The following is a 14,533-nucleotide window of genomic DNA, read 5'->3' as shown; positions in this document are numbered from 1 at the left end:
CCGCCCCTATCCAAACCTAACGCATTATTTCTTTAAACCTTGTCTAAGTGCTTCCCAGAGCGGTTGCTTTAATCTATTGTACTGTGGAGCGTATACATGCACCACATCAAACAGCATCACCCCACCAGATGCATTTGCCCGAATGTATTTGATGGTATTGGCAATGGCTTGCTGACTAGGCCAGTCCACATTCCCCATATCAATACTCCCATAAAGTGGCATTTTATTGCGGGTAATGTATTTACCGCCTTTTAAAGAGCCTTCCACACTCCACCAATGATAGGCTAAGCCTGCCGTTGCCGGGTTATCAGCCAACATCAACTGGGTAAAATAATTACCTGTCATAATCAAATCCAATTGCTCTCCATATCCGGTTTTATTGTAATCCGGATAAGACCAATCAAAACGCAACTCATTGTCATTAAAAGGATCGTAGTCCTGACTTGCCCAGTTTACCCCTACCGAGTAATAAGTGGTATACCATGCGCCTACATAAACACCAAACTTCATATTCGGCTTCACACTCTTAACTGCGGCTTTAGCCTTTACAAAAAAGTCATGAATTACGGTAGCACGATATAACAACCAACGCTTATAGTACTTCCCGGTCACATTTGGTGTCACTACCCCACTCACTATTTTCCAGCTTTTAACAATATCTACCGGAAAATCCATACGCTTCGCCTGACTGTCATCGTATTTCGCTTCCAAAAATTTGATAAAATCATTTTTACTGTAATCAGAAAAATCAGCATTAATATCTGTGTAACGTGCATAATCAAGCAGTAAACCATCAATATCATACTTAGCTACGATTTCCTTGACGATGTTAAGCGCACGCTCCTGCACTGCCGGGATCGCCGGGTTTACAAAACCGTTTTTACCTGTAGATACGATAGGCACACGTTTTCCGGTTTCATCACATACGATAGACTGGTATTGGTCTCTCCATACCGCATCTTCATATACTTTACCTTTCCCCGCAGATCCCTCTACAAAGGTTACAATCGAAGCATAGATCTTAAATTTCCTCTTCTTTGCTTCAGCAATCATAAAGCCAACATAATCCACTCCCGGGGTAAAAGTTTTGCCATCCATACTGGTCAGCTGGGGAGCATAATTACTTGGATACATGGTATATCCGTTTGATCCTTTTACATCTAGTACCAGACCAGTTACGCCGACGTCTTTAAGCGTATCCAGCGTTCTTCGGATCATGGCAGTATCACTAAACCGACCATAAGTACCAAAAACATTGGAACGTGCATCTACCCATGCAATGGCCTCGTTGCGGCGCATGGTATCGGGCAAGATGTTTTCAGTTTCATCTGGCAATGTATTTTTTGCAACATTTGTTTTTTTACAGGCGGTAAACCCCACCATCAAAACTGCAGACCATGCAAATATTTTATAAACAATCTTCTTCATCAGATTTAGTTTTTAAGTTCATCATAATTAGCAGCTTACCGACTAACCAAAGCGATAAGCTGCAGGGTATTCATAGCATTAAGGAGCGTATTTTGTAAACTCGTGTGCAATTATACCGCCATTGGTAAGTAGCATATACAATTGCAAGCGTTCTTTATCTGGCGAAAGCCCGAAACACACATCACCAGTCCCGTTGGCATTTACGGTAGCCCCCAAAAACTCTTCAGAGTTGTAAATGTTAAAACTGCGGTACCTTGGATCAGCAGCAGATAGATTGATCTTCGAGCTCTCCGTTACATCATACAAGCCAAGTATAGCGTTGTTATAGCTAGTCGTTTTTACAAACTTCTGAACAGCAAGATATTTAGCATTATTAAATATGATATAATCTGTAGCAAAATGGAATATACCAAATACGGCCACCTCATTGGCAAAACCTACACTTCGCTCATGTGTAACCCCATTTACCAAACCGATCTCAAATTGGTAATTGATAAAATAGTCAGTATTTGCGTCTGTAGAGACAGGTTGTGCATCTGCCTGGAAGCCCATAAAGCTGGCCGCCCCACCTGTAACTGATTTATAAGTAATCACCTCAGGGGTATTGTTAACCAGCACCCCATTTACGATTCTCCATTTGTAAATGATCGAAGACTGACCGCCGGTGCTCATAATCACTGCATTACTCTCTACATTTCCATAGATATTCAGTCGTCGCCCTACTCCACCGTCACCGGTTATTGCAGCAGGATTATTGTTAGTCCAATCTATGATTTTTACAGGGGTAGCATCAACATTAGCCCATTTGTAAACCATAAACTTTGCATTTTTACCTGCAAAGGTGGTACCTATCAAATTGCCTTCCGAGTCATTTACAATTTGCATGGCCAATGCGCTAAATGGTAATGCCATATTTTTAATATACGCCCCCGTATGCCTGTTAAACACTCTATAACTTGCTGGATTTGTACGAACAACCGTAATCAGATAATCACCAGATACCGCCAATGCCGACTCATTGTTCGTTGTAAAACCTAGTTCGGCAGCAGTCTTACTCCATAGCCTTCTATTGATACCTACACCATAATCCAATTTAACTGGCTCCGCAGCTTTTAGGGTATAAGTCTTTTTCTTCCCGTCAACACCAGTAATGGTTAATGGCAAATTCTGCGACAAGTTGACACTCGCTCCACTTGCGATAGAACTGGTAGAGTGACTGTTGATCTCCAGATTTAACGTTGCGGCAGATAGATCTACCCCAGGCAAGATATAAAATAACACCTCGTCGCCTTTAATTACCGCCTCTATTTCTTGTGTTGAAGCACCGGCTTGATACAGCACTTTTGCTTTGGTAATGGATACATCGCCTACCTTTTTAGATACGACTACAAATGACCTGACCTCGCCCGATCCTGAAGTAATGTTTATTTTAAAGGGTTTCGATACATCCTGAATAACACCCAATGCTGGTGTTACTATTGCATCTGAGGGAACATTAGACCTCAGGATAATTTTGCTAAGGTCTACTTCATTATCTGAATTAACAGGATAATAATACGGCATCTCAAAGTAGATGCTATCCTTATTGGCACTATAAATAGGTTCAAACAAGCGACTGCTCCCCATTCCTTCAATAGTACCGTAAATATCGATCAGGTCGTTCTTGGTATTAGGAACCACCTTTTCTGCCTTTTTACAGGAGTTAAACACCAGACCTGCCAGTGCTGTAACTATAAAAACCAATGATAATCTCTTCATCATTAAAAGTTTAATATTATAAAAAATACTACCATCCCTTAATCTGGGTAATTGCATTGTTCCTTAAAATCTCATCTAGCGGAATTGGAATGTAATATAGCGCTGGCGTAAACTGACGATTTGTATTGTCTACAGAAACCGTAGTATAGGTAAATGATGCTCCGTTTGGTGAACCCTTATGACCGGTAAACTTTACATTGTTTAGCACGATGTGTGCTTTCCTCCATCTTCTAAGGTCCCAATACCGGTGGCCCTCAAATGCCAGCTCCACTTTACGCTCATGCTCTACAGCCCGCATTAACTCTGCAGGGGTTTGAGAAGGTGTATTTGGCAAACCTCTTTTGTTTCTCAGGGTATTTAATGATGTTTTTGCACCAGCTATGTCATTGATCTTAGATTTCGCTTCTGCATCAATCAACAACACCTCTGCATAACGCAGTTCCATCCAGCTTTGATCACTTTTATTCACTACGATCTCGGTATTCAATGGATCCAGAAACTTCTTGGCATAATAACCACTCACTGTTTTTTTAGGGTCGGTAGATGCACCATATTCTGTAATTCCTTCCACAGCATCGGCTGGCGTTGTATTTATCGTACGCCCTTTCCAGCTAGACCCGTTAAACAGTATAGTCGCATTAAATCGTTGTTCCCTATTTACATAAGGATTGGCAGCCATTGCAGGGTTCGACCATGAAAAGGTTGAACCGTCACTCATTTCAAATTCGTTTACCAATTCTGCAGTGGGCACACCATAAACCAACACTTGCCCAGGTGCATCCTTTGGCGGAGCAAAACCCAGATCATATTGATGGGTAAATTGTGGGCGAATAAAATCGATTTTAAAGATAGCTTCCTTGGTGTTTTTATTAGTAAAAATAGAAGCGAAATTTGCTTCAAGGTCGTATAAACCTTCCCCAGCCAGTTTCTTCACTTCGTCCGCCGCTTTAGATGCATTGGTATAATAAGGAATGGCTTTTGCAGTCGGCACACCAGTTAATGGATCACTGTTAAACTGCTTTTGGTCGTACTCTGCAATAGATGCTGCATACAACCATGTTCTGGCCAACATTCCATAAGCTGCACCCTTTGTCACCCGGCCCGTATTTGCACTATCCCATGTTTTAGGAAGGTATTCTGCTGCAAAGGCGAAATCTGCGGCTATAAAATTCCAGCAATCATCTTCACTAGAACGCTGCTTGTCTTTTTCACTGGTCAATTTATCCAGCAATATCACACTGCCATGCAATTTCACCAACCAGAAATAAACATAGCCCCTGATAAAACGTGCTTCGGCCTGAAACTTCAGTTTAGTGGCTTCATCAAGCCCCTGTGCTTTGGTATCCAATCCCTCCAGAAACTCATTTAAACGACGGATTCTAATATACCCGTTCGTCCAATAATTTAACATCGGCCCGGCTGCACTCACTCTCGAAGCATCTGAAGCCAGGATATTAACCGTTCCATTACCAGAAACACCCGATGAATATTTCATGATATCCGTTAATGCATCAGTGGCATTGTCGTAACCGATAGGAAAAGTACCGAATTTAAAGGTTCCAAACTCAGCATACATCCCTATAATGTAAAGACGGATGTTTACTGGATTCTGGTAAACAGCTACATCAGTATATTTATCTAATGGATCAATATCTATTTTACACCCGCTCATGGCAAGAATTGCACCTGCGATGAGGAATGATTTTTTTAATGTTTTTAAATATGCTTTCATAGCTCTAATTAAAATATTAGGTTAACTCCGCCGGAAATCATCTTCTGCTGAGGATAAAATCCATTATTTACGTTAGGCATCTCTGGGTCCAGATATTTCAGTTTATCCCATGTAAACAGGTTAAATCCGGAAACATAAAAGCGCATTTTCTCTATTTTAGATTTAAACAAGCTCTTAGGTAGCGTGTAACCAACCTGAATAGATTTCAACCTGATGTAATCATTGTTTTTTATAAAACCAGAATTGGCGTTTGCATTGTGCGGTGAAAGTGCGACACCACCAGAGGTTAACCTTGGATAACTGGCATTCTGGTTATCAGGTCTCCAGGCCTGTTCCACTAAATAATATGGAGAGTTACCATACCCATAAAAGCTTTTGGTAAATGGTGTATTGTCTTCCACACCAGATGTACCTGATGATCCCTCATACACACCGGCTAAGGCAATACTGGATAAGGCTGCCCCCTGAAATAACATAGAGAAATCAAAACCAGCATAAGCGGCATCAATGTTTAAACCGTACATAATTTCTGGCATATTACTTCGGCCCACGAAGGTCATATCCGCATCGCGGGTAACCCTTCCATCGCCATTTAAATCTTTAAACTTGAAATATCCCGGGGCGATGATCCCACTGCTCGGCGAAGAACCGTTTCTGGCTTCCTCCCAATTGTTGTAAAATCCATCAACCACAAAACCCAGTTTTTCACCTATTGGTCTGCCGGTTCTTTTTTGCCATGATGGCAAACTTTGAACTTCGTTTATTAAAATAACTTTATTCCTTGCCCAGTTAAAATTACCGGTAACGCCGTAGCTAAATTTACCAATCTTATTGCGGTGCCTGATTTGTAGATCAAACCCCCTGTTGTCCGTAATTCCATCATTAAATGTTGAAGGAAAATTACCCCCTACTGAGGCTGGATAAAGCCCAGACCGGGTGGTTAAAATATCAGTTACCACTTTATAGAAGTAATCAAAATCTACACCTAATTTGCCATTCCACAATTCAGCTTCAAAACCCACATTGGTTACCCGATGTTTTTCCCAGGTAAGGTCCTTATTTGGTGGTGCCCCGGTATATAAAGCAGAAACACTTGCTCCTCCAATAACCGCTACTGGATTATCTGTAAAACTAAAAGTAGGCAAATAAGCAAAAGTACTTAGGGTTTCTTCTTTACCCAAAATCCCCATCGAAGCCTTGATTTTAAAGAAATTAACGGTACTTTTTAAGGGTTCAAAGAATTTTTCCTCACTGGCTATCCAGCCTACGCCCGCTCCCGGGAAATATCCCCAACGTCCTTCTTCAGGAAAGTTAATAGAAGCATCAGCACGAAGGGCTGCTTCAAACAAGTATTTGTTTTTATAGGAATAATTTACCCTTCCTACATAGCCATGTCTTGCTGTTGCGCCACTAGAGCCTGTTGGACTAATCACATCAGCAGCAGCCGTACTCCCAAAATCAATATCTTGTAACTCGCTTAAGGCAAAATTTCTGGCGGCAGCAGAAAACAGGTTGTTGTTATACTTAGACCATTCATAAAGCGTCAAAACATTAATGGTGTGATCGCCAAATGTTTTAGCATAATTTAAGCTGGGTTGAAAAGTCAATCTGTTATTTTGAACATAACTCTGACGAAGTGTATTAACGGTGATTCCAGGAGGATTGGCAATCAGTGTATAATCGCCGGTAGTTTGCGTTCTACCCTTGCCCATTAACTTGTATGGTGTAGTCCAACCTTTGTTCTCCGTTGCACTCTTATCAAATGAGGTTTGCACTTTACCCGTCAGGCCATTTACCCAAGGAACCTTTACATTAAAAATTAAAGTACTTTGAAATACGTTCGTTTCCGCACGTTGATAACCCGACTGCAATACCGATGCTATGGGATTTACATAACCAGCATTACTGTTGTAAGCGGTTGGCAATCCATTAGGCGCAAACATTGGCATATTTGGCAAAGTCCTTACGGCTTGATAAAATGGATTCATGTAAGATGCGTTGTCTGGAGATATCCCAGGTGTATTTGTCTTTTGCATCCTGGCATTGATATCAAATGAAACAGATAGGATCTCATTCAACTTAGCATCTAAATTGGTCCGCAGGTTAAACCGCTTAAAACCCGTATTTGCCACTACGCCATCCTGATCCAGGTAACCTATATTAGAGAAGTATTTGATCCTATCTGTTCCACCCCTAACCGTTACCCCATGACTTTGAGAAGTACTGGATTTGCCCAAAAATTCACCTATCCAATCTGTATTTCCTAGCAATGGATTGGTATTTGTCCCATTCCTGAGGGCATTAATTTGTGATTTATTATAGGTTAAAGGGTTAGGGTCCTGATCTGTATTGATCCGGTACTCATTATCCATTTCTTCCGCTTTAGAAAACCATTCCATATAATCCGGGCCATCTAAAAACTTAGGGAAACGTGTGTTCGAGTTTACCATCACCGCACCATCATAGCTGATGCTTGGCTGTTGTGCCTTCCCTCTTTTGGTAGTCACCAATATAATCCCGTTTGCGGCCTGTAAACCGTAAACAGATAGTGCTACCGCATCTTTAAGTATCGAGATACTTTCAATTTCATTTGGATCTAACTGGGCAAACGGACGTTCAACCCCATCAACGATGGCAATTGGTCCCTGACTGCCCTGATAAGATGAAGTTCCCCTGATCCTAAGCGTGGCATCATCTGCACCCGGACGTCCAGATTGTTGTAAGGTAGTAATCCCAGGCAACCTCCCCGATAGCATATTGGTAATGTTCATGGTCGGCATCTGCTTCAAATCTTCACTGTTGATCTGCGCTACAGCACCAATCACATTTCTCTTCTTTTGCGTACCAAATCCTACTACAATCACCTCATCTAAGCCTTTGTTGGCCTCTAATAGCGTAACATTGATGACGGGACTGTTATTTACAGCGACTTCTTTGCTTTGATAACCGATATAGCTAAACACCAACGTTTCATCGCCTTTGGGAAGTTTAAGGCTAAATTCACCATTGGCATTGGTACTCACCCCTAAAGCACTTCCTTTCACTTTTACGCTGACACCGATCAATGGCAATCCTTGCTCATCCAATACCCGCCCACGTACATCAGCGACTGAAAAGTAGCCCAGCACCTTGTCCACGATGGAGATCTCTTTCTCTTTTACAATAACGGTTTTATTTTCTATCCTGTAACTCAAGGGCTGATCCTTAAAGCAAATCATTAATGCTTTGTCCAGACTTACATTGCTCAGGTTTAAATTAACCGGCTTTGCATCGCTCATTAGCTTATCGCTATAAAAGAAATCATAACCAGTTTGCATCCTGATCTCTTTAAATACATTTACCAAGGTAGCATTGCTATACCTCAACGTTACACTTTGACTATAAGTGCTGGCACTCAGGTGTAAAATTGTGGTGGTTAGCAGGACTACAATTAGTTTAACCCTCATAATAATCTGTCTTTTAATTGTTGGATCGATCCGCTGTAGCGGCTTCATCATCCACAAAAAGGTGGCTGCACATGCCGGCGGCCGACATAGGCTTTTAATGTAAAATTTCATACATTTGGTTCTGTTTAAGTATATGCAGTGCTTACTTTACAAGGGGAAACACTTCATATCATTCATTAAATAATTGGTTACACAATGCCCAAATCTTTGGGGTTTAATGGATCAGCATTAAAAATTACCGGGGTGTTTCAGCACTTCCGGTAATTTTAATTTGACCATGATGACGGTTTAAGTACTGTTTTTGTAGTTTTTTTTCATCTTGTTTGGTTAAGTTTTAATCTTGTTTATTTGGTTACCACAACCTTTTTTCCCACTATATCGAACTTGAGCTGACCGGCTGATTGCATAATCTTTAGTACTTCAGAAATATTCTTAGATCTGGAAACCGAACCACTAAAAGTCTGATTCAGATCTATTTCTTTATCGTATTCAACCGTTACATCATACCAACGAGATACCCTTCTCATGATCCCTGCAAGGCTTTCTTTCTTAAATATAAAATCACCATTTTTCCAGTCCATCACCAAGTCCAAATCAGCAACTTCCACCTTGATATCATGGTATACCGAGCTTGCCTGTTGACCAGGGCTAATGACTCTTGAAAGGCTATGGAGTACCAGGTCTGCTTTCCCTTTTTCAATCCCCACAGGTGCAACTTTAACAGAGCCTTCCAATAAGGTGGTTACCGATTTGTGTTCATCAGCATAGCTATTGATGTTAAAATGTGTACCCAGTACTTCAATCTCCTGCTTATCCGTCCTTACAATAAATGGGTGTTTTTTATCTTTAGCCACCTCAAAATAAGCTTCACCTTCAAGTTCAACCCGACGTTCTGGAACATTTGTAAATCTTTCTGAGAATTTAATCGAGGATAATGCATTTAACCAAACTTTGGTTCCATCAGGCAATACAACCTCATAATGTCCACCTCTTGGTGTTTCGATGGTATTGTACCGCTTCGCATTGCCTCCCGAAGCAGCCGTTTTGTCGGTCACCTTATAAACCAGCTGTCCGTTCGAAGTCTTAGAGATAACAACTCCAGATTCTTTTGCCAATTCACCATTCAGGGCATCAGTAATTGAGATCTTAGCGCCATTAGCCAATGTTAAAATGGCTTTATTCTTTCCGCCGGCAATATCTTTATCCGCAGCAATTAGGGGTGTATCATTGTTCTTTTTAAGCTTAGGATAAAAGTAAAGCCCAATACTTAAAGTCAATAGTATGGCAGCAGCCACCGCAATACGCGGCCATAAGCTGATCCGCTTTGCAATGTTGATACGAGCTACCCTACCTTGCAAGTCTGTTAAATCTTCATCAAGCTCCTGCGCTGTTAAATCAAATTTCCTCGCCTCACCAAAGGTAAGCCAGTTCTCTACAATCGCTTGCTCTTCCGGACTACACAATCCAGATTGATATTTTTTAATTAAACTTTCTGCGTCCTTATGCTGCATCATTTCATGCTATTTTAATACATAACGATTTGCCTAAACACAGGGGTTAAATAAAAAATGAAAAAACTATAAAACCAGTATCACCATTGGTCCCAACTTAGTTTTTAATATTTTAAGCGCATGGTGCATGTGACTTTTAACGGTTTGTTCGGATAGGTTAAGCTCGGTGGCAATTTCCTTACGAGAAAGGTTGGTTTTTCGGCTCAGCTCGAATACTTCACGCATTTTATACGGTAAGCTGGCTATTTCTTTTTCAATAAGGCAGGACAATTCATTATGACGTACCAAATAATCGGTCGCATTCTGTTCTGTATCCAGATATGTTTGAAAGGTTTCAAGATAGCGTTGGGATACTTTTTTGTGTTTATACAAATCAAATACCCGGTTTTTAAGGACCGTAAATAGATAAGCAGGCAGGCTACAAGAAATGTTTAATAGCTCGCGTTTCTCCCAAAAGGTTAAGAAAAGTTCATGAATAAGATCCTTGGCCTCCTCCCTATCACCGATCTTCTTATAGGCAAAAATATAAAGTAAGGACTGATATCGATTAAAGATTTCAGTAAACGCAGCTCTGTTTCCAGACTTCAATAAGTCTACTAATTCGGTATCAGAAAGTTCTATATACAGCACCATAAACTAAGCAACCCAGATGTCATTTGGTTAAAATTTCTCTCTTAATCTAAACTTAAAACCAAGTTTTAAATATATTTTATTAAGATTAAGCCAATATTAAATAATTATTTTCAAATAACTATTACATTGAACCAATGATTCTAAGGGTTTCTTTATTTAAGCGGTATTTTTACTCCTGTATATAGAAATCTTAAACGAAATAACTAGCCTTTAAACACTTCTGCTAAAAGCTCGTATGACTTTAACCTTGCCTGATGATCAAAAATATGTGAGGTAACCATTAACTCATCAACGCCCGTTTGGTCTAAAAACTGTTGAAGATCTGTCTTAAGCGTTTCCTTACTTCCAACAAATGTACAGGCTAGCATTTGATTGGCCTGCTCTTCTTCATACACATCCCACACGTCATTCATATCATCTACGGGTGGTTGTAATAGTTTGCGCTTTCCGGTAACTATTCCCAGAAATAGCTGATAAAGCGAAGTAACCAGTCGGTTCGCTTCTGCATCAGTATCTGCTGCAACTACGTTTACACAAGCCAACACATAGGGCTCACTAAGGTGCGCTGATGGTTTAAAATTTTGTCTGTATATATTTATGGCGGCCATAAATTGTGCCGGGGCAAAGTGGCTGGCAAAGGCATATGGTAAGCCCATGGCAGCTGCCAAACGTGCGCTATCGGTACTCGAACCTAAAATCCATATTGGAATATCCAGCCCTTCGCCAGGGATTGCCCTTACGTGACTAGTGCTGTTCTCGGCAGATAAATAGGTTTGTAGCTTGATGACTTCTCTTGGGAAATCCTGCGCGGCCTGAAAACGCAAGTCGCCTCTTATCGCTGCTGCAGTAACCTGATCGGTACCTGGTGCCCTCCCTAATCCCAAATCAATACGTCCCGGATACAAAGATGCCAATGTTCCAAATTGCTCGGCAATGATTAAGGGTGAGTGATTTGGCAACATGATCCCGCCAGAGCCTACTCTGATGGTTTTTGTTCCGCCAGCAATGTGTCCGATCACTACAGCTGTAGCAGAACTGGCTACACTGATCATATTGTGATGCTCGGCTAGCCAGTAACGGTTATAGCCCCAACCTTCCACATGTTGTGCCAGGTCTAAACTGTTTCTAAAAGTATCGGCAGGTGTTTTTCCTTCTATAACTGTTGCAAGATCAAGCACAGAATATGGTATGTTTTTGAGCAGTGTTTTCATCGTAATGCAAAACTACATTCCAGGGATATTATTTTTCCTATGTCTGAACCGATATGACTTTAAACCTACATCATTATGAAATTCAAATGAAATACCCGAAATTGAGCATAAATTGCCAAGCCATGGAATCCAATGATGTAAGAATTTCGCGTAAGAAGCCCATATTCCCGGTATCCCCGGCCTTGCAGAAATACCTTAAAATCTATCAGCGGGAGTCTAAACTGCCTATCACTTATGATGATCTGAGGATGTTTACAGAAGCTTTTCCGATCATGGATAAGAATGGAAAGGATTCACTTTGGGAATCGCCTATCTATGCGAACGACAGGATTGAAGAGCTACACAACGGTTTAAAAATAGTGTATGCCAATTTAAAGGCTTCAGGTAATTTGCGGATTGTACAGCATAAATACATCGATAAGATTGAATACTGCACTTTTGGCAATACACACCCTTTTAGAGTACGAATTGTGAACAGGTTAAATGATGTTTACGATTACTTCTATGTTAAAAAGGCTGATGCCTCAAGAATATATGGCTTAGAATTGGAACACATCTTATCTCCCAATCAAGTCAATTACCTGGTAGATCGTGAAACCTTGATTGAAGAACATATTGCAGGAATCCCGGGGGATGTGTTTGCAAAGAGCTACCTGCAAAACTCAGAATACAACCCAACCCGTATTGCAAAGGAATTTGTGAAGTTTAATGAGCGCTGTTTGGTGATGCTTTTGGGTGACATGAGGGCTTACAACTTCGTGGTTCAGATTACTCCTGATTTTGACGATATACAGTTTAGAATTAGGGCTATTGATTTTGACCAGCAGTTTTATGAAGGAAATATAAAAGTATACCTCCCACAATTTTTTAAGGAGAACTTCCCTTATGTAAAATTGGGTATGGATCACTTGACCGAAAAAACCTATTTACAATACCAGCAGGAAGAAAAGTCGTCTTTGCTGCATCGGGTCCGCAGTGAACGACATCGGCTAACAGATTTGCGGGATGTATCCAATACGGAAGTACTCACCACCGTTGAAAACATAAATACTTTAAAATTAGCTATGTCGAATTACCTCGAAGATCCACAGTATCTGGAATGTAGAAGCATGACTGATATTATTGAATTAAATCTCAAAAACATCATCCGCCAGGTTAAACTGTAATCTGAAAAAGAGTTTGGATTTGATCCTCCCGACACAGGGGCAAAAAAAAAGCGGAAGCAGGTCTTAAAGACGATGCCCCCGCAAATTAACGCTCTCGAGTGTAAAATTAAAAAAAAAATATTGATTGTCAAGAGAATAGGAATATTTTTTTTCAAACGCCCCTCTGCTTTGTCTAAAATTTTGGTTAAAACTCCAAAATTTTTATGGTTAATTAAACAAGTTATTTAACCATCTTCACAATATTTTTATGCGATTTTATCAAAAAATATACACTCTTTAACACAATATTCTTATTTTGCAATAAAAAAAGAAAGCTGATGTCTTTAAAAGCAATAATTGACGGAATCATAAGAGATAAACACAGATCACTAAGCTGGCTGGCCATTAGTATGGGTAAAACCTTTGATGGTTTAAGACTGGGCCTGATCAATGAATCTATTAAGTACAAAGATATCTTGCTGATGGCGGAAATACTTGAAGTATCACCGTGCTGCTTTTTCAATACTGAAGGTTTAGACGCTGACCAGAATATGGTAGCGGAACCAGCTGTGGAGTACGGGGATTTAAAATCAACACTTAAAAGCTGTAAGGAAATGGTTGCAACTTTAAAGGATCAGATCAATGATAAAGAGCGTATCATTACTTTGTTAAGCAAAGCGCAGCCTGATAAACTTTAATTCACCAAGCTGCTCTTTATATTTTAATTAACCGTTTTTTAGTTACCTATGCCAATTACTTTATAAGTAACCTTGTCACCATCTATTACCTTTTCGTAATAAACACCCTCCTGAGAAACATAGTACAACACCCCTTTTATCACTACGTCTCTGGTGTCAGCAGGGAGTTCATCTACCACATCACCAATTTTAGGCAATGAACCGACATCATCTAATGGACCAGCATCTGTCTTACCATCGGTTTCTAAAACGCCATCCTTACCTGCAACTACATAAACGGTTTTTCCATTCGCATCAACCGTACTGTTGTAATAAACACCTTTGTATTCGTAATAATTCTGACCATTAATAGAAATATCTTTCGCTTCTGATGGTATGCTAGGTACTTGTGCTCCTACCGGAGGTACAACCACTTTGTATCCATTATCAGCTTGCTGATAAAAAAAGCCGCCTGCATAATAAAACTGGTTAGGGCCGTAATAGAATGGATAATATCCAAAAGGCAATACGCTTAAACTAATACCTAAAAAAGGTCTATAATAGCTATAAAAACCATAATAGGGTCTGTGATAAGAAACCCCAGGTCTATGGTAATGATAGTTTGGTCTATACTGTGGCGGTCTATTTGGTCTATAGCTAGGAGGTCTAACGCCAACACTTGGAGGTCTTCCACCACTTGGCGGCCTACTTACGCTCGGCGGTCTTCCCCCACTAGGCGGTCGCGTACCAACACTTGGAGGTCTTGTTCCGCCCGAAGGACGTGAAGGCCTTGGCGTACCACTACCACTACGTTGTGCCAAAGCATCATTGGTAGTAAAGCCAGTCACCAATACGATAGATCCTACTGTAAATAACCATTTTAATCTTGCCATTTTCATAACGCTCTCAATTTTAGTATTATGACCTATAATACCTAAAAAGGATTATTTCTGTTTTATTTATCTTTCCAAACCTTACAAATGGATGATAAA

General features: G+C 40.4%; 10 protein-coding genes. 2 read left to right on the top strand and 8 right to left on the bottom strand.

Features of this window, described 5'->3' with window-relative positions; all coding sequences use genetic code 11:
* Positions 1 to 24: 24 nt before the first annotated feature.
* The 7 genes from FBD94_RS06415 to FBD94_RS06385 all read right to left on the bottom strand — a co-directional run bounded on the left by FBD94_RS06415 (position 25) and on the right by FBD94_RS06385 (position 11,719).
* Positions 25 to 1,428, bottom strand: a complete 1,404-nt coding sequence (locus FBD94_RS06415) for a family 10 glycosylhydrolase (RefSeq protein WP_136879524.1) — start codon at positions 1,426 to 1,428, stop codon at positions 25 to 27.
* A gap of 78 nt (positions 1,429 to 1,506) precedes the next feature.
* Positions 1,507 to 3,189, bottom strand: coding sequence for a DUF5018 domain-containing protein (locus FBD94_RS06410; RefSeq protein ID WP_169472232.1), 1,683 nt, complete (start codon positions 3,187 to 3,189; stop codon positions 1,507 to 1,509).
* 25 nt (positions 3,190 to 3,214) lie between these two features.
* Positions 3,215 to 4,918 carry a RagB/SusD family nutrient uptake outer membrane protein gene (locus FBD94_RS06405; protein WP_136879522.1) on the bottom strand — a complete coding sequence of 568 codons (1,704 nt, stop codon included), beginning with the start codon at positions 4,916 to 4,918 and terminating at the stop codon, positions 3,215 to 3,217.
* Positions 4,919 to 4,926: 8 nt separating this feature from the next.
* Positions 4,927 to 8,364, bottom strand: coding sequence for a TonB-dependent receptor (locus FBD94_RS06400; protein WP_169472231.1), 3,438 nt, complete (start codon positions 8,362 to 8,364; stop codon positions 4,927 to 4,929).
* A 344-nt stretch (positions 8,365 to 8,708) separates the two neighbouring features.
* A complete protein-coding gene (locus tag FBD94_RS06395) occupies positions 8,709 to 9,878 on the bottom strand; it encodes a FecR family protein (RefSeq protein WP_235884389.1) in 1,170 nt (389 codons plus the stop codon).
* Between the two features lie 63 nt (positions 9,879 to 9,941).
* Complete coding sequence (locus FBD94_RS06390) at positions 9,942 to 10,508, bottom strand: RNA polymerase sigma factor (protein WP_131611600.1); 567 nt, start codon at positions 10,506 to 10,508, stop codon at positions 9,942 to 9,944.
* A gap of 203 nt (positions 10,509 to 10,711) precedes the next feature.
* Positions 10,712 to 11,719: an LLM class flavin-dependent oxidoreductase gene (locus FBD94_RS06385; RefSeq protein WP_136879520.1), complete on the bottom strand. Its 1,008-nt coding sequence runs from the start codon at positions 11,717 to 11,719 to the stop codon at positions 10,712 to 10,714.
* A gap of 122 nt (positions 11,720 to 11,841) precedes the next feature.
* Here FBD94_RS06385 and FBD94_RS06380 point away from each other — a divergent pair, with 122 nt between their 5' ends.
* Complete coding sequence (locus FBD94_RS06380) at positions 11,842 to 12,885, top strand: hypothetical protein (RefSeq protein WP_131611596.1); 1,044 nt, start codon at positions 11,842 to 11,844, stop codon at positions 12,883 to 12,885.
* Between the two features lie 317 nt (positions 12,886 to 13,202).
* The gene (locus FBD94_RS06375) at positions 13,203 to 13,562 is read left to right on the top strand and encodes a hypothetical protein (protein ID WP_136879519.1); all 360 of its coding nucleotides are present in this window, start codon (positions 13,203 to 13,205) and stop codon (positions 13,560 to 13,562) included.
* A 38-nt stretch (positions 13,563 to 13,600) separates the two neighbouring features.
* On the opposite strand, the gene FBD94_RS06370 is transcribed toward FBD94_RS06375, so the two are convergent.
* Positions 13,601 to 14,440 (bottom strand): DUF6515 family protein, encoded by an 840-nt coding sequence (locus FBD94_RS06370; RefSeq protein WP_235884388.1) that lies wholly within the window; start codon positions 14,438 to 14,440, stop codon positions 13,601 to 13,603.
* Positions 14,441 to 14,533: the final 93 nt, after the last annotated feature.

Source organism: Pedobacter hiemivivus (assembly GCF_005144565.1).
GTDB classification, from domain to species: domain Bacteria; phylum Bacteroidota; class Bacteroidia; order Sphingobacteriales; family Sphingobacteriaceae; genus Pedobacter; species Pedobacter hiemivivus.
Note: the sequence above shows the minus strand (reverse complement) of the source record. Positions and strands in the feature narration are given on the sequence as shown.